Below are 21,999 nucleotides of genomic sequence, written 5' to 3'. Positions count from 1 at the left end.
CAAAGCCAAGACTGTTAAACACATAAAGAGAAAGTCAAGAGTATGATGGTTCCAACCTAAACTCGCCTTGTAAAAAGGAACTGCCCCGCAGTAGCAGCAAAAACAGAAATACTCTATAAGGAATGCAAAACCCCACAAAAATGCAACGTTTATATCAAGATTGGTAGAGGCTCAACCTATACAGCCATTCTATAACGTGTCAACAAAACAGTTTTAATTTCATTTCAAACATCATTGATATCAATTGGCAAGCTCCAGACTTTTAAATGTCCATTTTACTTATTGCTTTAATCACAAATCACAATTGCTTTTTAAACTTAAGAGAGAGATTAAAAAGCTTATAAATAAACTTTATGATTTCTTAAAACATTTTCACTAATATTTTCTTCTTTTATTCATGTTTCTCAAATAATTAATTTATTTATAAATTAAAATGTGATATATACTCATGCTTGTTAAGTATTGTTATTATATAAATGTGAATGTTATTTAAATATAAAGGAAAATAATAAGTAAAATTTCTAACAAAAATATCCTTTCCACTGGATAAAAAAGGGATAAATCTTGATTTTTATAAAGTTTACTCTAGTTACAATTTAAGTTCAGGCAAAGGAGGGTATCATGGAAGATGCAAACATCGGTTGGATTGCAGCTATTATTATCGGCGGAATTGCAGGTTGGGCTGCCCAGTATATTATGAAAAGCCAAACAGGAATATTGTTAAATATTATCTTAGGGATTATTGGCGCTGCGCTAGCAAGCTTTCTTTTTAGTCTTTTAGGTGTAAGTTTTGCTGGTTGGCTTGGCTATCTTATTTCAGGTTTTATAGGAGCCTGCATTCTTATATGGGTAGGACAAAAAATTCGATCATAGAGCGTTTATTTTTTTTACACCTTTTGGGATTTAATAAAAAACTGGGAAACAACTAGAAAAGTTTGAAATATTTCCCTGGAGCTCGTTGTCACCAGTTTTGATATGATGGTGAGATGCTTAAGCTGCGATTTTGGGTATACACCATCACCGTATTTTAAAACGAAATGCAGTAAAGATCTTTATAACGCACCATTTCATACCTATATAAAGTTACGCATATCAGGAAAGATATGTTGCGTTATTTTAACGAAATACGAACTTATTTTCGTACCGTACGCGCAAATCTAGCTCATCTCACTGTAATAACAATCCGTAAGGTTACAAAAATCACTAACGATGATTAAAGATTCTACCGCATAGCACTTAACGCCTATACACTTCATCAACAATACCTTTTTACCGAAAAACTCGAAGAGCTCTTTTGCGTTCTTAAGAAATAAACAGAGAAGGTAAGCAAAAAATGATAAAGAGATTTTTTCTAATCTATGAAATAAAATAGATATATTATAAATACATATTAATATAAATTTATTATAAAAGACTAAACACTCTTTAATATGAAGTAATTTATTACAATTTCAATAATATAATCTATTTTTAAGTTTTCAAAAATATATGCCTTACTATAAAATTATTGACTATAAAGAATACGATCTCCTTTACATCTCAATTCAAAAGGGTTGAATATCTCTTCACTTTCTAAAGTATAAAATAAAGTTTTATTTCTCTTTAAATTTTCTCTTTATATCATCTTACATAGATGACTTTTTATATGCGTTACAAACGAATTTTAAAGCACAAAACATTTTTCCCATTGCTCATGCGATAAAGAAATTTCCCTAACGCATTGTGAAAGCGCCTTGGATAAAACATAATACCTTATTTTGCTTTTTTAATGAAAATAATCCTATAATATATAATTCCCGCATATCTTCTTTTAAAGACCTTTTCTTTCGACTTTCCCTTTGATATCTTCCTGTTAAAATCTTGCTGCTTTTATACTCCTTGTATTACAATAGAGCTATCTACTTAACCCAACATAACATATGGAATAAGACTTTAGCTGTGGAGTAAAACGATGTCTGATCTTCAAGATTCCATCTTACCGCCTCTAAAGTGGCTCTCTAATCAAAATCCTCCAATACCAGAAAACATTCGCAATTGGCTCATGGAATCTGGCTCTATGACGCTTCGATTAAAGAAATATTGTACCTGCCTCCAAATTCAACCACAACGCGAATGTTTTATTACGCGAGATAAATTAACAGACGAAGCAGAGCATCTCCCCGAAAGTGCGCGTTATTGGCTACGTGAAATCATATTGATGGGAGATAATAAACCTTGGCTCCTTGGACGCACTGTAATTCCACAAGAAACCCTCCTACACAATCAAGCCTTGATGCATTTGGGAACTGTACCTCTAGGACATTATTTATTTAACCATGACCAATTAACCCGCGATTACATTCATATTGGTCAACAAGATGTGCTATGGGCACGCCGTTCCCGTTTGCGGTTAACGGGTAAGCCATTGTTGCTAACTGAACTATTTTTAACAGATTCACCGCTGTATCCCCACCAATAAAGGTTACTCATTTTATTCTGCATAATTTATAGATTTTATATAGCTTATAAGGGATTTAATCAGAGAAAAGAATTTCAAAATCATCTCAAAACACATTACAAACAAAGAGTTATTTTCAAAATATCTTTTCATTTCATCAACTCAGCTTAAAAATGTCTTCTATAGAAAAAACGTTTAACGTTCTAATTTTCTTATCATTAAAACCAGCGCTTGAATTAAGAAGATATACATCATCTACATTTAAATTTCTTGCCGAATAATCAGCACTCTAAAAAATACGGCAACTCTTTATCAAAAAAATGCTTTGAAACAGCAAAAAAGACAACAACACACTCCCCAAAATTGGAAATCTGTATCAATTAGCTTAATCATCCTATTTTAAAATTTTTAATAGTGCAGACAATAGATCTTTTTTTTAAAAGTAGAAACTCTATAATTTTTTTGTTTTGTTAATGATCTAACAGCTTTGAAGAACAGTAAAATATAATACATAAAAGATGTTTTTATTGCTCTATGAGCTCCAAAAAAGATTCGTTTATTTCAAAAAAATATTTTTTTGATAATAGTATGTATGTAAAAGATAAATGACATTTATCAACATCCTACTGACTTACAAAGGCGAAGCACAATAAAAAATATTTTCCAATCCCCTTGAATTAATAAGATCTATTGCAATTTTTTACGAAGACTATTGCACACTTTAGAAAAATTCATTTGCCCTGCATACCGTTCCTTAAGCCATGCCATCACCTTACCGATATCGCGTAATTTTTCAGCTTTTGTTTGTACCAAAGCTTCACAAAGGACCTGTTCTACTTCCATCTCCTTAAGTTGATAGGGAAGAAACTCACGAATAACTTCTATTTCTGCTTGTCCTCTCTCTGCCAATTCCAAGCAACCAGACTCTTTATGGACTCGCATCAATTCTTCACGCTGTTGAAGCATTTTAGTGAAAACAGACTGTATCTGCTGATCATCCACTTCTAACTTCCCTTGATCATAATAAAGAATATCACGATCCCTAACTGCAGCATTCATTAAACGGAGTGTAGCAAGACGCGCACTATCTTGCGCTTTCAAAGCAGCCCTAAGAGCCCCATCAATCTGGTTACGCAACATAAATTTATCCAATTTTGTTCAAGAAGAAAGCGCCTTTTAACCAATCTTTATCCATCTTGCAATGGAGGATAAAAAAATAATTAAGGACTCGATCTTCGAAAAGCTAAAACAAGACTTTACCTCTTCATGGAATGTACTTATACTGCCTATTTCAAGCGAAACATTACCAGAATAATATACACAGCATCTGTTAAAGGTATGATTTTTGTGTAAAGTTGATCATTATACCTTTCAGAGAATAAATTGTGGATACATACTATGATACAAACGACTTCACCCAGCCACCCTTGGAGTATCAAAAAACCTACAGCCCTCTTAGTCTTAGCTGATGGAACCGTTATTGAAGGCAAAGGAGCAGGTGCTACAGGTATTGCTGAAGCTGAAGTGTGTTTTAACACCGCCATCACAGGCTATGAAGAAATCCTCACAGACCCGTCATACACACAACAAATCGTTAATTTTACTTTTCCTCATATAGGAAATGTAGGGGCAAATAGTGAAGATATTGAAGCTCTCTCTCCTCTCGATTGTCATGGTGCTGTTGGCGCTATTTTCAAGGCAGACATTACACATCCCTCAAATTATCGTGCCAATGAAAATCTTCATCAATGGCTTAAAACGCATAAAATTATTGCACTTTGTGGTATTGATACACGTGCGCTCACAATTCTTATTCGTGAAAAAGGTGCGCAAAATGCTGTCATTGCACATGATTCTAATGGAAATTTTGATATTCCTTCTTTAAAGAAACGTGCGCAAAAATGGCACGGTCTCGTCAATCTTGACCTTACGAAAGATGTGACATCTCAATCATCAATGCAATGGGATGAAAAACCATGGAGCTGGAACAAAGGATACAGTACAAATAATGTGCATAATCTTCATATCATTGCAATTGACTATGGTATTAAACGCAATATTCTTCGCCTTATGGCAACACAAAAAGCACGCATTACTGTTGTGCCTGCCCACACAACTGCAAAAGAAATTCTAGCAATGAACCCTGATGGCGTTTTTCTTTCTAATGGACCAGGGGACCCCGCAGCTACGGCTCAATATGCCGTTCCAACGATCAAAACATTAATTGATCATAATTTACCAATTTTTGGAATATGTCTTGGTCACCAACTTCTCGCTCTTACGGTTGGTGCAAAAACCGTGAAAATGCACCAAGGACATCATGGTGCCAACCACCCAGTTAAAGACCTCAACACTGGAAAAGTTGAGATTGTATCGATGAATCACGGTTTCGCCGTAGATTCTGCCTCTTTACCACAACATGTACAAGAAACACATATTTCTCTCTTTGATGGTTCAAACTGTGGTATTCGAATCATTGGAAAACCAGTTTTTTCTGTTCAATATCACCCCGAAGCTTCTCCTGGACCACAAGATAGCCACTACCTCTTTCAGCATTTCTGTGATCTCATTATGAATTATAAAAAAATATCTTAAAATAAAATATCTCACTTTCTAGCTTCTCTCCTTTAAATTATATCATCTTCCCATACACAAATATATTATTTGTATACCTACAACTTATTGAATAAGTGTTATTATTTATCATTTTGCAACTAAGATGAGAGCACTGAATAACTTGAATTTTTCTCATGACCTCTCCTCTTAGAATTGTATTCATCAAAATCATTGGCTTCCCCCTAAGCAAGATAAGTGTGTCGATAAAAACCATTTTTAAAAAGAGTAAAGTGCCTAACCTTCAAATAAGTATTGGATTCACAATACAATTCTAAGCATTCTATTTTGCATGAGAAGCGTAATTCCTATTAAAGAATAAAAAAATTATTTGCACTAAATGAGAAGAATGTATCGATATTCTATACAACACTTTGTGAAACAAATATCACAAAAAACTTTCTGCCTATAAAATGATACATTTTGTTTATCTTGTGCATTCTCTAGCAAAATAGTACGTACCAGCCCCTCTCAAAAAATTAACGTACCCGCAAGGCAAAAATAACTGTTGCAACGACAAGAAGAAAAAAGCCTCCAACAAAAGGGGCACCAGAAAAATAAAACTGTGCATTTTTATCTGTAAAACATTCAAAAAGAAACACATAAAAAACAGAACCAAATATTAAACTTAACGAAATAACAGATGTCATCGCTCCTTGCAGTTCTCCTTGTACATTTGTTGGCACCTGCGCTGAAGCAATAGCACGTATAGGTGCATGAACAAGATATTCAAGCATTGTACACGCACAAACCATATAAACCATCCACCCCTGCGTTGCGAATGTATAGCCTAGCATAGCAACGGAGGCAAACAAAAGCCCCACTATAACAATATGCCAATCACTCCATCGTTTAGAAAAATAAGGCAAAATGAGAGCGACTACAATAAATTGGCCTATCCCAAAAACACTATAGGAGAGCCCAATAGAAAAAGAACTCCAATCATAGCGTTCTTTTGCAATGAAAGCCCAAATACTTAACCATACAGATTCCGCAAACCAATAAAGAAAAAAGACCAATAACACCCAAAGAACCATCGGATATTGTTTCAGGTGCCAAAAAGCACCTAAGGGATTTGCCCGCTTAATATCAAAAAAGCGCCTATTCCACAGAGAAAGAGTTTCTGGAAGCATAAGCCAAGCAAAAATAAAATTAATGAGTGAAAAACCAGCAGCAAAATAAAACGGTATACGCGGACCAAACTGACCTAAAAAACCACCAATAAACGATCCTAAAATAAACCCCAATGCGGATGCAACGCCTAACAGACCAAAATTGCGTGTACGGGTTTTATCATCGGATATATCCGCAAGATAAGCTGTACAAGTTGCAAAACTAGCACCACTCATCCCTGACAAAAGACGCCCGATAAATAACATAGAATAACTCCATGCTATGGCACATATGAGATTATCAAGAGCAAAGCAGATAATAGAGAGCAGCAAAATAGGACGACGACCATAACGATCAGAGAGATTGCCAATAACAGGAGCAAACAAAAACTGCATCACTGAATAAGCTGCAAGTAATTTTCCTCTTTCTACAAAAGATGTACTGACATCTTTTCCAGTTAATTGAGAAAAATATTCAGGCAAAACAGGACAAATAATCGCAATGCCAAGAATATCTAACAATAAAGTGATGAACACTAAAACGAGCCCACGCTGAACAAAATTCGGATTGAGCATTTGGTCTTGCATAACATACACACTATTTTACGCATACAATTACTCCCCCGCTATCTTTTTACTCCCTTTTCCTTTTAAAAGTATTCTATACCATATACTTGTCATATATAAAATAATAGCAAAGTAAAAATTTAAGTAAGAGTCAAGATAAAAATATAAAATTACGTTTTAATTAGTATATCATTGTCAAAGCATAAAAATATTTTTTTGCATTATACGAATAAAATATTTGTGCGACCAACTCATAAACAAAATTTCATGAAACACAGAGCATTTCCAATAGTTTTAGAGACATTATGATGAATTTTATCAGACATCATTTCCCCTTCTCATACCACCGTTTTCAGGAATCTCAATTCCATTTGATACGTTAGATATCCTATAGCAATTGAAACCTTTTAAAAGATAAGCTCTTAAAGAATTTTCTTACCCTCAGAATGTGCTATAAGATTAAAGCAGCATCACCCAAATAGCTTAACAATGCAAAAGCTCATCATATTTTTAAAAGTATTTATCTGACAATCATTTTATTTAAAAAATAAGTATATTATAGAGAAATATTCTTTAATTCTATAATCTTAGAAACTATTCATATCGCTTGAAATTTGTGTAACCTTAAAAACCATGATTATATCTTTATATTCATTGATGCTCTTAATGATTATATGCTACTGTTAAATCTAATAATGATCGTGATACGCATTTAAAAAATAGCACTTTTAGAAATAGTTAGTCATGAATTGTTAATGCAAAAATGGTGTATAGAATGCGAAAAATATCTCTATTAGTTCTCATTTTAATATTGGTAACAGGATATGATGTTCAGGATTCTGATTCACAAGAGAGTATTTTAGGAAATAAAATAAAAACACAACAAACAAACAACATAAAACTAGATCCTTATACTCTAAATAAACTAAATGCTCTTCTCAAAAAACGTTCAGAAACAAATTATCAGGAAAAAGGGACACTAATTGACTTTCTTTCTGAAGCTTTTTTAGGGACACCTTACCAAGCAAATATGTTACATGGCTCAGAAAAGACACCAGAAAAACTGATTATTGATTTTAGAGGCTTAGATTGCTTCACTTATCTGGATTATGTTGAAGCATTACGCAAATCAACATCCCAAACAGAATTCATAAATAACGTCATAAAAACGCGTTATATTAACGGTAATATTCATTTTTTAAATCGCAAACATTTTTTTACAGACTGGGCTTATAGAGAATATAAACTCGCCACTGATATTACCGCTGAAATAAGTCCCCATGCGGTAAAAATAGAAAAATATCTCAACAAAAAAGCTGATGGTGAAAACTATCTACCTGGGTTGCCAGTTGTGAAACGCACGATAACGTATATCCCAAGTAACTTTATTAATGAGGAGGTTGTAGGTCGTTTACAGTCTGGTGATTTTATTGGTATTTATACGAAACTTGCTGGATTGGATGTAACACATGTGGGCTTCTTTATCATGACAGATAAAGGGCCAATGTTAAGAAATGCTTCTTCACGAAAAGAAAACGAAAAAGTCGTTGATTCTCCTTTTATGGATTATGTTGCAAAAACACCAGGAATCATTGTTTTAAGAGCTCTTTAATAACATCATAGTGATATGAAATATCTTCTCTATTCTTAAAATATATACTGTAGTTATTCAGGTAAACATCTAACTTCGTTCAAGCTATACGGATACAATATATTTTTACAGTTTTTAGAGAAAAAGTCGTTTTGATCTAACTTTGTTTACAGGTATGTAAAAAATCACGGATTTGTGATCACTTTTACTGGTTGAACAATAAAGACAGGCAAAACTCTATTTTAGTATCACGCTTTCCTTTTATATTCTCAACCAAGAATTATCTATAGATTATCACTAATCTGATCTTTACGAATATAGCGCAAAAGACATAGATAAACGTTTGTAAAAATAAGTAAAAGTAACGCCAGATATGTTTTTTTTATCTCATAAAGTATTTTATAAAAATTCGATCTATCTCTCTAATTTATTGCGTATAAATTTTTGACCTTATAGCATTATTTTCCTCATAAAGTCTTTGCGTTTTCTTGTTGTCTATACATTAAAATAACCCTGATGTAGCAGCATATTTATGATTAGAATGCACCAGTACTGTACGCGTCATTGTAAAATTTTTGATGCTAGATTGAAATGAAAATATGAAGGCATCAATTAAAAACCAGTATCTATCTTTAGCATCATTCTTTAATGTGTCCCCTATCCTTCATGCAATAAAGAACATTTAAAACAGAACACATTTTATCGGTAAAACAACACATTTATTAGCAACAATAATGATGATTAATCTATGATCACAAACTTTAAAATTCTACTCATAACTTTTATATAAAATTTATCATTAAACTTATGACGAAAGCTTCATTCCTCCTCGCCCTAAGAAACGAAACATCTACTCCTGACAGTCTGTAAACAATCCGTTCTCTTAAGTGAATTTAAGCGGCTAACCATTTCATGAGATTCACTTACACAAGGATACACCAGCAAGCCCTATTTTGAATATTTACTCCACACTCTAAAAACACTTAATAGATCAAATTTTATATACCCAACCTTAAATAACAGTGTTTTAACGAAATAGAATAAATCTTGCCTTAAATACTCTGTTTAACCTTTTATAATTGATTAATGCAAAAATTAAATCAACGAAAGAGATTCACTGTATTTTCGAGAGGTATGAATCGCCCCATCATAAAAAATAGTCCCCATAACATAGCAGACAATTTGAAAAAATCTTTTTATATAAAAGGGATCACCGTTGTACCGGGAGGCAATTTTGCCTCATCTTCAGGCTCGACATGAATAGAAATACGTACATTATCAAATTCTTGTTGAAGAACACCTTCGATTTTATCACAAATTTTATGTGCTTCTCCTACCTGCATTATAGCAGGCACAACCAAATGAAACTCTATAAAAGTAACCCTCCCAGCAACACGCGTCCGTAAATCATGGACCTCAAGCGCACCCGATGCATTTGCAGAAATCAGCTCCCGAATCCGCATGCTTTCATTCAATTCAACGCCAACGTCCATTAATCCCTGAACAGCATTTCTAATCACCTTCCAGCCCTGTAAGAGAATATTAACGGCAACGATTATCGCTAAAATTGGATCTAAAATTCCCCATCCCCCGATAAAACCAGCAATCAGACCAATTAAAATTGCAAGCGAAGTAAAAACATCCGTTATAAAATGCACTCCATCCGCTTTAAGAGCCGGTGAGCGATGGTGTTTTCCCTGCCAAATAAGAACCATTCCCCACATACAATTTATGACAGTTGCAATAAGATGAATAACAAGCCATACTCCAGGCTTCTGCAATAATTGAACGGTAGAAAGAGCTATCCATGCTTCTCTTAAAATAACAATTGCCGCAATAATAATGAGTATCCCTTCAAGAATGGCGGAAAAATATTCTGCTTTATGATGCCCAAAGGGATGATCCTGATCCGCTGGCTTCATACTCACTTTAACAGCCCACCATGCTGCAAATGACGCAAGAATATTAACTATTGATTCCAATGCATCAGAATAAAGTGCAACCGAATCTGTGATGTGATATGCCCAATATTTCAAAGCAAAAACAATACACGCAATAAAAATAGAGTATAAAGTTAAGCTTTGTATATTGATTTTTACATCCATGAACCTCATCCTTTTCTTCACGAAATAAGGGATTAATATTTTCAACCATATAATTATACTTTTGGCATATCGACAATATTTCCTCAATATTACAGAAGCTTCAGCATACAATAAACGCTTCAAGCTCACATTATTATCGTAAAAACTGCTCAGTTACACGAACAGAATCAATAAAGGAAGAAGAGAGGAACAGAATAAACAAAGAGCTTTCCCAAAAGCAATCAAACACATCACCTTCATTACTAATCGTTTTCTGAATAACTTAAAGCCATCTCACATCTCATAAACAAAAAACTTGTTTTTACTCAAATATACCATGATCATGCATTATTTTTCAGTCTTATAATGTGCATCATAAGCCATCTTTGCAACTTAGAAAAAATATCTTAGCACTCTACTGTAACCTCAGAGGTCAACCGCATTTTAAAATATGATTTACTAAAAAATTGAGATATAAAAAAGAAGAACAATGATTACCCCAAAAAAAAGAATCTGGGCATTGGGGACCCAGATTCTTTTCCCTTAGAAATTAAGGGCATACAGAACTTGGGAAATAGCGGGGACCCAAGACACTGCACCCGATACGAGAAAAAATATATGATTCCGTATCAGTATTTTTATACTATACCTATGGTTGCATATTGTCAACACAAATTCTACCATAAGTTTTAAAATAATGTTTTTTTCTCTCTTTGTTAAAATAAAATAAATTCTAACATCTGGAAATCATAAGAAAAAAGCACTAAAAATCTCTCATGCATTTGAATATCATAACAATCAATGAAACCGATGATCCACGCCTAAAAGCCTATCATAATATCCGTGAAAAAGATCTTGTTGGACGGCAACATCAATTTATTGCTGAAGGCAAAGTAACATTGTCCGCATTACTGCACTCGAAAGAGTTTTCTGCCATCTCACTGCTCATCGTAGAAAACCGTCTCTCTGGACTTCTACCGCTTTTAGAAAAAACACAGCCTCTATGTCCCATTTATTGCGTTCCACAAAAAGTCATGGATAATATCACCGGCTTCCATGTTCATCGTGGTGTCTTGGGTATTGGTAAACGCAAAATACTGCCATCTTTACAAAGTTTTCTACAACATCTTCCAGAAAAAGCTTTGATTCTTGTTTTATGTGGTATCTCGAATCACGATAATATGGGATCAATTTTTCGTAATGCAGCAGCCTTTGCCAGTAATGGTATTATTGTCGACAAAACCTCATGCGATCCACTTTATCGTAAATCAATAAGAGTTTCTGCCGGCGCTGCTTTAAAAGTACCCTATACGCAAAACGCTGATATAAATGACATTATAGCTGCTCTAAACGATGAAAACTTTCATTTTTATGCACTCTCCCCTTCTGCTTCACACACTCTCAAGCAAGCCAACAAAACTAAAAGAATGGCACTTATTTTTGGAACAGAAGGCGATGGCTTACCACCCCATATACTACAACAATCAAAAACCTTACGTATTCCCATGACTGACGGTTTTGACAGCCTTAATGTTGCCACAGCCTCAGGTATTGCACTTGCCCATTTTACCAACTTTGACCACTAAAGATGATAACACTTTAAGTTGTAAAACATATCCGATGTTGTATGTTATCTATCAGTCCCAATAATGTTGCTGTTCCCTAGCATTTGAAAGCATTAATTAAAAAACATTTTTATATTTTTCTTATCGATGCTTTCCGCACCCTAACCCCGCTCATGACGTGCAGAAGACATAATTTTGATGGATCCAATCATTTAAAAACTTTCAATGATAAAATCTTCCGGAAGTCTCTCATTCAAGTTTAAGTTTAAGGTTAAAATTATCATTATAAATCAACTGACTATTTTTTATGAAGCTGTTATTTTAGTTCAGAGGAAACAGAATCTTTTGTTTCGAGATTACATAAAACGCGCTTCAACATCATTTCAGTATCGGCCGCACGTTCTGAATGTGTTACAAATCCTCCCCCAAGAATACGCGCCTCATGATCATTTCCATCATAAAGAACGCAAGCTTGCCCTGGTGCAACACCATTTTCACATTCCAATAAATCAACGGAAAAAATACCTTCTTTATAATGTAAGCGCGCAAGATGAGGAGGACGCGTTGAACGCACCTTTACAGCTACCTCAATACCTTGAGAAGGAAAATTATCTAACGACTCATCACCAAGCCAATTCACATCACGTAAAAAAAGCTTATGTGTTTCTAACATTTCACGCGGTCCAACAATAACACGTGCATTTTCCACATCGAGATAAACCACATAAAGCGCTTCACCCGTTGATACTCCAATACCACGACGTTGACCAACCGTATAATTAACAATTCCCGAATGTTTACCTAAGATCTTTCCATCAATATGGACAATAACGCCAGGATTAGCTGCTTCTGGACGCAGTTTTGCGATAACATCTGAATATTTTCCTTGTGGAACAAAACAAATATCCTGACTATCATGCTTATTGGCAACCACAAAGCCCATTTCTGCTGCCATTTCACGAACGCGGGTTTTTGGAAGGTCACCAAGTGGAAAACGCAAATAATCAATCTGTTCTTGTGTCGTTGCGAAGAGAAAATAACTCTGATCACGATCATTATCGAGAGGACGAAAGAGTGCTCGATGCGCTCCGTGGGAACGGGAACGAATATAATGTCCCGTAGCCAAAGCATCTGCCCCCAATTCGCGTGCCGTTGCTAATAAATCAGCAAACTTAACCGTTTGATTACACGCAATACATGGTACTGGTGTCTCTCCATGCGCATAGCTTTCTGCAAAAGGATCAATAACAGCTTCGCGAAAACGCTTTTCATAATCAAGAACATAATGCGGTATTCCTAATGTTTCTGCAACGCGGCGTGCATCCTCAATATCTTGTCCTGCACAACACGCCCCCACCCGATGCGTCGCTGCCCCATGATCATAAAGCTGCAACGTAATGCCAATAACATTATACCCTTCCTTTTTCAAAAGACCTGCAACAACCGATGAATCAACCCCTCCCGACATTGCAACAACAATGCGAGAATCCTCAGGTTGTCCTGGTAAATCAAGACTGTTTAAAAACATGTATTCATTCTCTATTTAATGCTCTGTTTAATGTCTACTCATATGTTAACATTTTGATGTACGCTCTTCAGCACTTTTACACGATTGATTGTCTTTATATTGTTTTTTTATCTTTTCCACAACCATAGGCATTACTTTCTTAAAAGCTGCTGCAAACAAAAAAAGAATGATCGAAATAAGGCATAATGGCAATCGTTTGGGAGAAAACCTTTTTGCTCTTTTTAAAATCTGGTAAAATATTGCAAGAAGCTCTTCTACACACTTCACTTAAGTTTCTTTTACGTGCTCAATCACTTTATTAATTTTTTCTTTCAGCGCGTTTAGCTCTTTTTTAAATTTCATGCTCTATAAACGAATCAAGTCCTTGACTAAAGGTAGAGGATACGAATGACCAATTTGATAAAAACACAAATGAAATATGTTATTGGGCCAGATGGAAGTCCGCTTACAATTGCCGACCTACCGCCGCAAACAACACGACGCTGGGTGATTCGTCGCAAAGCTGAAGTTGTTGCGGCTGTCAGAGGTGGATTGTTAAGTCTTGACGAAGCGTGCCAACGTTATACTTTGACTGTAGAAGAATTTCTTTCATGGCAAAGTTTGATCGATGAACACGGTTTAGCGGGATTACGAACGACCAAGATTCAAAACTACAGGCATTAAGTTGCCCTTGATGACGATTCGATAACATAAAGAAACTTGTAAAACAGCCAAATTTGATAAAAATTTGGCTGTTTTACACTATACCCAAAAGATAAATCTGAAAGAATAGATTTTTCAATAATTGCTTTTATCATCCAACCATTGAATTAGCCAACCATTGAATTAGATTGAATCAAAATATCCTCACCACCCGCAGCAATCTTCTTTTCCCGTGCTTCCAAAAGCTGTGCACGTTGCAGCTCTGTATTAGCTTCATGGAGAGCAATTTCAGCGTTTGTTTTTTGAAGCTGTAAATCACGAATTGAATTGATCAGATTATCACGTCTTTGCCGCGCTGCACGCGCAAAAGCAGAATAAGCAAAATGGTGAACATCATTGTTTCCAGATTTACGTTCTTCATGAGTAATTTGTGCTTCCAGCTCTAACACCATTCGTTCAAACTCTGCGATCATCATCTCAAGCTGTGCAATTTCACGGCGTTTTCCACGCACTTGAAACATCCTCAATCGCACCATATTTTCTCGTGGCTTCATACTCACTACTCCTTGATTGCGCCAACTCAAAACTCGCATTCACACCCAATAAATATCTTTTAGTTATATGTCTATCCGACAAAAACAGTCTATTGACTTGAAATTATAACAATTTTCGCCTTTCATTAAAGCATCTGAACATACAATCTGCTTTAAAGAGCAATAACTATTTCTTTACTTTTCCCCCCATTATAAAATGAAGAGATTTAAAGCTCAGTAAACAAACACTGAAATTGTAAAAAAGTAATTTATAATGCTCTTTTACAAATTTTTTTAAGTTAAAGTTTATAAAAAAAGCCCTTCTTTTTTTATTATGTTAAAAAAATATGCGATTTTTCTAAAATAATTTTGCAGCCTCTTTCAAAAATAAAAATATTTTGTTAACCACTATCATGGATAGTGGGGAATTTAGTAGTGATTGTTACGCGTACTACTGAAATATTCATAAACACTTTGTTATAAGTGTTTGATTTCATGAATTGTTTTTATAACAGTGGTTTTGCTAACTGATTATAAAATAGAAATGCTCCTTATGATTCGTGAAGGAGCGAAGTGAGGGATCTAAAATGCGCGTATTATTAATTGAAGATGATAGAGCAGTTACTCAAAGCATTGAGTTAATGTTAAAGTCAGCTAACTTTAATGTTTATATCACTGATCTGGGTGAAGAAGGTATCGATTTAGGAAAACTCTATGATTATGATATCATTTTGCTTGATCTGAATTTGCCCGATATGTCAGGGTATGATGTCTTGCGGACTCTAAGGTTGGCAAAAATAAAAACTCCTGTCCTGATCCTTTCTGGTATGAATGCCATTGAAGACAAGGTCCGTGGTTTTGGCTTTGGAGCTGACGACTATATGACAAAGCCTTTTCATAAGGATGAGCTCATTGCACGTATCCATGCAGTTGTTCGTCGCTCTAAAGGACATGCACAATCGGTTATTGTTACCGGTGATCTCACTGTCAACCTTGATGCAAAAACCGTCGAAGTTGCAGGGCGCCCCGTTCATTTAACCGGAAAAGAGTATCAAATGCTAGAGCTTCTCTCTTTACGTAAAGGTACCACCCTTACTAAGGAAATGTTTCTCAATCATCTCTATGGTGGAATGGATGAACCAGAACTAAAGATTATCGATGTTTTTATCTGTAAATTGCGGAAAAAATTGGAAGCAGTCTCTTCTAGTGTAAATTACATTGATACAGTTTGGGGACGCGGTTATGTATTACGTGATCCAGTTGAAGAGAACGTACGAAAAACCGCTTAAGCAGTGAACATGCACTTTGTAAAATCTCGGAGTGTGGCGGGCCGAGATTTTTTCCCAAAATCTGTTCTCTGTTAAAAGTAGAAAACTCGCACACCAAAAATTCTCATATAGAAAGCGCTTAAAGCTTAATAAGTAACTATACAGCATTTACACATATAACTCTATTGCTCATATGTTCAATCGAAGCCACTTTTCCCAACACGGCTTAAGCGCTTCTCTCTTATTCAAAGCTTTTTTACACTTTCTAAAACAATACAATGATCATTTTCATCAATATTTATTTTCATCTCTGTCATCTGAGAAAGTAACATTGTGTAATAAAATTGGATGACATGTGCATCAATAAGCTCTTCTTGAACTTCTCCACGAAATAACGCAAGAAAATGAGGGGGTATACGGAGAGTTTTACCGAAAACCTCAAATCGAAAAGAACGTTTATTTTCTTCTTGCAAAATCATAACAACAATTTCACCACCACGAGAAACTGTTGCGTTTGCAATCAATAATAAATTAAGCAAAAGTTTAACTTCATCTTTTGGTAACAATAAAGAAGAAGCTTGCCATTTTAAAGTTGCTTTTTCTTCTTTCATATATTGTTGAGCAACCTGCTCTGCAGCCCGTGTATCTATTTGTCCTCCACTTGCACCAGCAAAACCAAAAGCCAATCGCGCAAATTGTAGACGTGCAGCAGCACTCGCAACGGATAAACGCACCAATTGTAAAGCATCTTCTTCAGCTCCTCCTTCATCATAAAGCTCCATTGCATTTTGAATAGCCCCCACAGGTGAGATCAAATCATGGCAAATACGACTACAAAGCAAAGCAGCAAGATCCGTAGGATTCAAAGAAATATCTAACGTCATAATGATTGAAAACTCCTAGATTCAAAAAAACAAACTTTATTTTAAAGAAAAACTCTTAATATCTGATGCATAATAGGAAACATTAACAATCATGCTAAAAGAAATTCAGAAATAAATTCAAGAATTTAAATAACCTTATATCTTATTTTTTATTTGAATAGAATGAAAATTCTAATATTATCTTTTTGTTTATCACTAATAAAAGGAGAAAACTTCATGGCTCTCTCTCTGCTCAAATACTGGTACAAAAATATTATATCTTTAATCTTCCTTTTATTCATCACCATAAACACTGCACATGCTCAACTACAACCAATAGAGCAAAACGAACCCCATTATTCACTCCAAGAAATTATTGATTCTGGGCATCTTTTTTTTGGAAAAACAGCCAGTGGTCTGGCTGTTGCAATTCAAAATATTTTTTCACAATACGGTTATCCCAATGCCTATATTTTAGGAGAAGAAGCTTCTGGTGCCTTTTTTGCTGGATTAACCTATGGTGAAGGAAGAGTTTTTACCAAAAGCTATGGTCAACATAAAGTTTTTTGGCAAGGTCCCTCAGTAGGATGGGATTTTGGCGGCCAAGGCTCCCGTTTAATGATCTTAGTTTACAACCTTAATAGCATAAATAATTTATGGAAACGCTATGGTGGTATTTCAGGTTCGGCCTATTTAATTGCAGGTGTTGGTTTTCATGTCCTCAAATACCATAATACCTTGTTAATCCCAATACGTACAGGGATCGGTGCACGCCTTGGTATCAATATAGGATATTTAAAATTAACACCTAGACCGACATGGAATCCGTTTTAAACGTATTCTTATTTGAAATAGGGGTATTATGCTTATTCAATCGTTTATTTTTTTTATTCTTGGAGTTGCTTTCACTTCTTGGGTACTGGTACTTTTGTCTCCTTTTATTTGGCGTAAAGCCGTTCATTTTGCGTATAAAGATGTTTGTGCGCAAATGCCATTATCACTCGCGGAAATAGAAGCAAATCACGATTTTCTTCGTGCACAACATGCTGTAGAATTAGCAAACAACCAACAAAAGTACGAATTTTTGCAAAAAAAATACGCCCAACAAAAAGTACAACTGAGCCAAATAACAGAACAATTTTATCGGCTATGCCTCCCCACACAAGACACTCTCACTAAAGAAGCGATAGCAATCAAACAAAATATCGCCACAACTTTCAAAGGAAAGAAAAATGATGCGTGAAAAAATCGCACACTATCAGCAACGTTTACAAAAAATCCAAACTTATCAGCTTGACACGACTGCTAACCATCAATTGCTGGAAGAACTCCGTGAAGAAACAAAAGAACTTGCAGCAACATTGGCAGCTCAAATAGCGCTACAAGAGGGAAACACATCACCCATCAATACATTGATTCAAAAATCGAAAAGCAAAAATGACCTAGCATCACGTATTCGCAAAAAAATCACTTGTCTCTCCCAAAACCCCGTTAAATAAGTTATCTTTTAAAACACCTTGAATGAAGAGTAAAATCAACAAAGGTTCATTATAACTTTCATAACCCAAATCCTTTTTATTAAACGTGACTTTCTTGCTAAGCTAAAGGACAAAGTTTCTTAACCCATACCGTTCTGTTAAAAAGCATCTTCTTGTCTAGCAGATTCCACTTGCTAATCATATCACCGCCCTAAAGGACAACATTTCATAGGTCCTAGAAAGCAAATAATACCAAAAACATTGGTCACACACTCTAACAAAAGGTACCTTCTAAGATGAGTCAACAATAGAGCTTTGACCATAATTTTAAGGATAAAAATACGCTCTCAAAAGTGATAAAAATCTCTTATTTTTTGGATAATCATATCCTGATCCGTTTGTGTCAAGTAAGGATGCATTGGTAAACTTAAAACACACTCTCCTAAAGATTCTGAAACAGAAAGGGAATCTTTTACATAAGGAAAGTGTTTATAAGCTGGCTGTTGATGTAAAGGAGTTTTATAATAAATCATTGTAGGGATAGAATTTTTTTGTAAAAAATCTTTTAATTTATCACGTTCTTTTACCTTAATCGTATATTGTGCATAAGCAGAACGAATATTTTCTCCTATTTCTGGAACTGTAACAACATCTCTTAAGCCATTGGAATAGCGTTGAGCAATTTCTACACGCTTTTCCATTTCATCTTCAAAGATCGCAAACTTTTCTAGTAAAATTGCAGCCTGAATGCTATCTAGGCGCGAATTCATACCAATACGTACATTGTCATATTGCGTTTCACCTTTACCATGAAACAAAATAGAGCGTAAAAGTTCTGCAAAATGATCATCATTGGTCATCATAGCGCCTCCATCGCCATAACATCCTAATGGTTTTGCAGGATAAAAACTTGTAGCAGCCACATCACCAAAAGCACCGCACATAGTATTACCGCTTCTTCCACCCATAGATTGAGCAGCATCTTCAATTACAAAAAGATTTTCCTTTGCTGCCACTTGAGCAATTTGCACATAGTCAGCAGAAAGACCAAATAAATCAACGGCAATAATAGCCTTTGGCCTTAGACGTCCCTCTTTTTTTACCATTTCGATAGCGTGAGAAAGTTTTTCAACATCAATATTGAATGTATCAGGTAAAACATCAACAAAAACAGGCTTAGCCCCCACCAAAGCAACCACTTCAGCCGTTGCTGAAAATGTAAAACTAGGACAAAACACAGCATCCCCTGGACCAATATTTTTAGCCATAAGAGGCATCTTCAAAGCATCTGTTCCATTAGCACATGCAATCACATGTTTAACACCAAGATATTCTGCCAATTTCTCTTCAAATTCTGTTACTTCTGGCCCCAAAATATACTTACCACTAGCGACAACATGTGCAATTGCAGAATTAATTTTATCTTCAATACGCGCACGCTGCGCCCCAAGGTCGATGAATTGCATATTAACTCCATTGATCATCACAAGAATGCAAAAGCGCTACCTATCTCTTTTATCTATCATAATTGACACCAGCAGCTGTTAAAATCCGTAAAACCGCAATAGCATCATCACCATTTGTACGAGGTGATTGACGCGTTTCAATACAATGAAGAAAGTGCCGTAATTCGCAAGTAAGCGGCAAATCTTCACAAACATCAATATAATTCAGCTCATCCATGCTAAAAGCCCACTCTTGATTTTCTTTCCAAACGGCAAAATGGTGCATTGCCAATTTACGGCTCCACGGTTCCATATCATCAAAAACGAGCATAGCCTTTGTTCCAACAACAGTTAAACGTCTCTCACGATAAGAACTCAAGCGTGAAGTAAAAAGATGACTACGCACACCATTTGGAAAAGTCATATGAATATGAGAAAAATCAGAAATCTGATCAACGACAGCAGCCCCCTCACCGCGAATTTCGGAAGGTTCACATCCTGTCAACGCCAAAATCATTGAGAGATCATGAGGCGCAAGATCCCATAAAGCATCGCTGTGTGTGTGAAATTTTCCAAAGCCTAATCTATGAGAATAAATATATCGCACATCTCCCACTTCTCCGTTTTTCACCAATTCACACATTTTTTCAAAAGCCGGATGAAAACGTAAAATATGGCCTACCATAAAAACTCGCTCATAAGCCTCAGCCTCCTGAACTTGGCGTTTAGCATCAGAAACATTCAAGGCTATTGGTTTTTCCACTAAAACATCTTTACCATTTTTAACAGCACGGAGCACATTTTGCGTATGCAATTGTGGCGGCAATGCTAATACCAGCGCATCAATATCTCGATGCGTAAAAAGATCATCTGGTGTAACAAGCTCTACACCATACATCGTTGCAAAACTAGCAGCACGATCATTATCAATATCAGAGACTGCTGCCAAAGCCCCGAGAGAATGGAGTGTTCGTATATGATTTTCACCCCAATGACCGCATCCTAAAACCGCTACACGTGGCACCATTTTCATGCCTTACCCTACTTTATCATATAAAATTACACTTTTACATATCGAGGATAAAATAGAATGACAAGAGAAAAGCTTAAAAACGATGCTTGACATCTTACTATTCTACCCCTTATATCCGCAAAAGATGTAATTCTTTACAATTATGATTGCTTATTTTGGCGGAGTAGCTCAGTAGGTTAGAGCAGAGGAATCATAATCCTTGTGTCGGGGGTTCAAATCCCTCCTCCGCTACCATTACTTTTTTTGTTGTTGTAGCTTGCCAGCGGTGTAGCTTGTATGTAGCTTGCCAGCAGGTTTTGTATATTTTGCCACTAGGTTTTGTACCAATTTATTTTTTTTCAAAGAGTTTTAAAGTGGTTCTCAAAGGATCTTCAAAGACCTTTCAAAGATCATTTAAAGCCTCTTTTTCTTTTCTGCTCAAAATCACAATTTGAGATGATCAATCAAATTGACTGATAATTTTTCTGTATCCTAAGCACATTATTCAGGACATCATTAAAAAGAAAAGCGTTTAAGCAATTCGGTCAACTTGACCAAATTGCTCTTCAGTCTGCAATTGTGCAATGTTTGCACCATTGCTCCTTTGAGGAATTGGGTAAACATTACCCTATTGCTGTACTCATGCAATTGGATCAACTTGATCCTATTTCTCGTTTTAGCAATTGGTGCAAGTTGCACCTATTCCTTACCTCCACACCAAAGTGCGAACTTTTGATTTTGGTCTCAATACTCTTCAACACCGATCAAAGGGTCAAGTTGACCCTTTGATTTTTTGTCACTCAGAGGTTTTCTTTTCTCCTGCCTCTTTTCCCTTGTTTGGTGCCTCAAAGGTGATTTCTGTGGTGTATCCGCTTTGTTTTTCATAGCAGTGGGTGACAGTGGAAGCTTTCCATGGCCCATTGATTTGCCCACGAAACCCTTGAAGAAGCAGAGGTTGATCCGCCATGATTTCTGGTCGCCCCTCAAGGGTCAAAGAACCACTGCCCACAGCACGACACAACCTGTCCGACTCGGAAGCAGCAGCAGCTCGTGCTTCCTCCTCACAAGTGTAACAAGTCCGCAAACGCCGCACGGGACCGCTAACCCCTGTCTGATGCTTAATGCGGCATTGCTGCCCTTTTGAGCGATCAAAATAAGAAGCTTCAATGGTGCCATATTGCGTACGTGGCTCTAGGGTAAATTCCCAGTTGGAACAGTCGTGTTTATGGATGTCGAGTGCTGGTAAATTGTCACCGCTTAA

Annotated in this window: 18 protein-coding genes, 1 tRNA gene and 1 pseudogene; 11 read left to right on the top strand and 9 right to left on the bottom strand. The window is 35.7% G+C overall.

Translation table 11 applies throughout. The features are described from left to right. Window positions 1-621 precede the first annotated feature (621 nt). Together ACFIKJ_RS04530 and ubiC are read left to right on the top strand one after the other, a co-directional pair. Entirely contained in the window at window positions 622-873 is a 252-nt protein-coding gene (locus tag ACFIKJ_RS04530; RefSeq protein WP_375626175.1) for a GlsB/YeaQ/YmgE family stress response membrane protein, read from the top strand. A 1,078-nt stretch (window positions 874-1,951) separates the two neighbouring features. Further along, entirely contained in the window at window positions 1,952-2,458 is a 507-nt protein-coding gene (gene ubiC, locus ACFIKJ_RS04525; protein WP_375626176.1) for a chorismate lyase, read from the top strand. 666 nt (window positions 2,459-3,124) lie between these two features. On the opposite strand, the gene ACFIKJ_RS04520 is transcribed toward ubiC, so the two are convergent. Further along, complete coding sequence (locus ACFIKJ_RS04520; protein ID WP_375626178.1) at window positions 3,125-3,577, bottom strand: GatB/YqeY domain-containing protein; 453 nt, start codon at window positions 3,575-3,577, stop codon at window positions 3,125-3,127. Window positions 3,578-3,835: 258 nt separating this feature from the next. Here ACFIKJ_RS04520 and carA point away from each other — a divergent pair, with 258 nt between their 5' ends. Further along, window positions 3,836-5,032, top strand: a complete 1,197-nt coding sequence (gene carA, locus ACFIKJ_RS04515; protein ID WP_375626180.1) for a glutamine-hydrolyzing carbamoyl-phosphate synthase small subunit — start codon at window positions 3,836-3,838, stop codon at window positions 5,030-5,032. A 497-nt stretch (window positions 5,033-5,529) separates the two neighbouring features. On the opposite strand, the gene ACFIKJ_RS04510 is transcribed toward carA, so the two are convergent. Then, a complete protein-coding gene (locus ACFIKJ_RS04510) occupies window positions 5,530-6,750 on the bottom strand; it encodes an MFS transporter (RefSeq protein WP_375626181.1) in 1,221 nt (406 codons plus the stop codon). A gap of 754 nt (window positions 6,751-7,504) precedes the next feature. Here ACFIKJ_RS04510 and ACFIKJ_RS04505 point away from each other — a divergent pair. After that, window positions 7,505-8,341 carry a DUF1460 domain-containing protein gene (locus ACFIKJ_RS04505; protein WP_375626183.1) on the top strand — a complete coding sequence of 279 codons (837 nt, stop codon included), beginning with the start codon at window positions 7,505-7,507 and terminating at the stop codon, window positions 8,339-8,341. Window positions 8,342-9,516: 1,175 nt separating this feature from the next. Here the strand turns inward: ACFIKJ_RS04505 and ACFIKJ_RS04500 are convergent. Next, window positions 9,517-10,425: a cation diffusion facilitator family transporter gene (locus ACFIKJ_RS04500; RefSeq protein ID WP_375626185.1), complete on the bottom strand. Its 909-nt coding sequence runs from the start codon at window positions 10,423-10,425 to the stop codon at window positions 9,517-9,519. A gap of 755 nt (window positions 10,426-11,180) precedes the next feature. Here ACFIKJ_RS04500 and ACFIKJ_RS04495 point away from each other — a divergent pair. Beyond that, on the top strand, window positions 11,181-11,990 hold the full coding sequence (locus tag ACFIKJ_RS04495; RefSeq protein WP_375627021.1) for a TrmH family RNA methyltransferase: 810 nt from the start codon (window positions 11,181-11,183) through the stop codon (window positions 11,988-11,990). 295 nt (window positions 11,991-12,285) lie between these two features. On the opposite strand, the gene mnmA is transcribed toward ACFIKJ_RS04495, so the two are convergent. Further along, window positions 12,286-13,497, bottom strand: a complete 1,212-nt coding sequence (gene mnmA / locus ACFIKJ_RS04490) for a tRNA 2-thiouridine(34) synthase MnmA (protein WP_375670298.1) — start codon at window positions 13,495-13,497, stop codon at window positions 12,286-12,288. A 387-nt stretch (window positions 13,498-13,884) separates the two neighbouring features. On the opposite strand from mnmA, the gene ACFIKJ_RS04485 reads away from it, so the two are divergent. Further along, window positions 13,885-14,160: a DUF1153 domain-containing protein gene (locus ACFIKJ_RS04485; RefSeq protein ID WP_015856675.1), complete on the top strand. Its 276-nt coding sequence runs from the start codon at window positions 13,885-13,887 to the stop codon at window positions 14,158-14,160. A gap of 146 nt (window positions 14,161-14,306) precedes the next feature. On the opposite strand, the gene ACFIKJ_RS04480 is transcribed toward ACFIKJ_RS04485, so the two are convergent. Then, window positions 14,307-14,693: a flagellar export protein FliJ gene (locus tag ACFIKJ_RS04480; protein WP_375626192.1), complete on the bottom strand. Its 387-nt coding sequence runs from the start codon at window positions 14,691-14,693 to the stop codon at window positions 14,307-14,309. 566 nt (window positions 14,694-15,259) lie between these two features. Between ACFIKJ_RS04480 and ctrA the strand changes: the two genes are divergently transcribed. Beyond that, complete coding sequence (ctrA, locus tag ACFIKJ_RS04475) at window positions 15,260-15,961, top strand: response regulator transcription factor CtrA (protein WP_015856677.1); 702 nt, start codon at window positions 15,260-15,262, stop codon at window positions 15,959-15,961. Between the two features lie 224 nt (window positions 15,962-16,185). On the opposite strand, the gene chpT is transcribed toward ctrA, so the two are convergent. Further along, a complete protein-coding gene (chpT, locus tag ACFIKJ_RS04470; protein ID WP_015856678.1) occupies window positions 16,186-16,824 on the bottom strand; it encodes a histidine phosphotransferase ChpT in 639 nt (212 codons plus the stop codon). Between the two features lie 216 nt (window positions 16,825-17,040). Between chpT and ACFIKJ_RS04465 the strand changes: the two genes are divergently transcribed. Genes ACFIKJ_RS04465 through ACFIKJ_RS04455 form a run of 3 tightly spaced genes read left to right on the top strand, consistent with a single transcriptional unit; the run spans window position 17,041 to window position 18,302 of the window. Next, window positions 17,041-17,637 carry a DUF1134 domain-containing protein gene (locus tag ACFIKJ_RS04465; RefSeq protein ID WP_375626194.1) on the top strand — a complete coding sequence of 199 codons (597 nt, stop codon included), beginning with the start codon at window positions 17,041-17,043 and terminating at the stop codon, window positions 17,635-17,637. Window positions 17,638-17,665: 28 nt separating this feature from the next. Beyond that, a complete protein-coding gene (locus ACFIKJ_RS04460) occupies window positions 17,666-18,046 on the top strand; it encodes a hypothetical protein (RefSeq protein WP_375627013.1) in 381 nt (126 codons plus the stop codon). Beyond that, window positions 18,036-18,302: a hypothetical protein gene (locus ACFIKJ_RS04455; protein WP_375626198.1), complete on the top strand. Its 267-nt coding sequence runs from the start codon at window positions 18,036-18,038 to the stop codon at window positions 18,300-18,302. Before ACFIKJ_RS04460 ends, ACFIKJ_RS04455 begins: the two co-directional genes overlap by 11 nt. Before the next feature lie 326 nt (window positions 18,303-18,628). Here ACFIKJ_RS04455 and ACFIKJ_RS04450 read toward each other — a convergent pair whose 3' ends face one another. Both ACFIKJ_RS04450 and ACFIKJ_RS04445 read right to left on the bottom strand, forming a co-directional pair. Further along, window positions 18,629-19,747, bottom strand: a complete 1,119-nt coding sequence (locus tag ACFIKJ_RS04450; RefSeq protein WP_375670297.1) for a DegT/DnrJ/EryC1/StrS family aminotransferase — start codon at window positions 19,745-19,747, stop codon at window positions 18,629-18,631. 49 nt (window positions 19,748-19,796) lie between these two features. After that, window positions 19,797-20,753 carry a Gfo/Idh/MocA family protein gene (locus ACFIKJ_RS04445; RefSeq protein WP_015856681.1) on the bottom strand — a complete coding sequence of 319 codons (957 nt, stop codon included), beginning with the start codon at window positions 20,751-20,753 and terminating at the stop codon, window positions 19,797-19,799. A gap of 163 nt (window positions 20,754-20,916) precedes the next feature. Between ACFIKJ_RS04445 and ACFIKJ_RS04440 the strand changes: the two genes are divergently transcribed. Next, window positions 20,917-20,993, top strand: a tRNA-Met gene (locus tag ACFIKJ_RS04440). A 541-nt stretch (window positions 20,994-21,534) separates the two neighbouring features. On the opposite strand, the pseudogene ACFIKJ_RS04435 reads toward ACFIKJ_RS04440, so the two are convergent. After that, window positions 21,535-21,999: pseudogene (locus tag ACFIKJ_RS04435) on the bottom strand (late control protein); the annotation flags it as partial.

It is taken from the genome of Bartonella sp. PS7NMGDW, from assembly GCF_042193585.1.
Taxonomy (GTDB): Bacteria; Pseudomonadota; Alphaproteobacteria; order Rhizobiales; family Rhizobiaceae; genus Bartonella; species Bartonella grahamii.
Note: the sequence above shows the minus strand (reverse complement) of the source record. Positions and strands in the feature narration are given on the sequence as shown.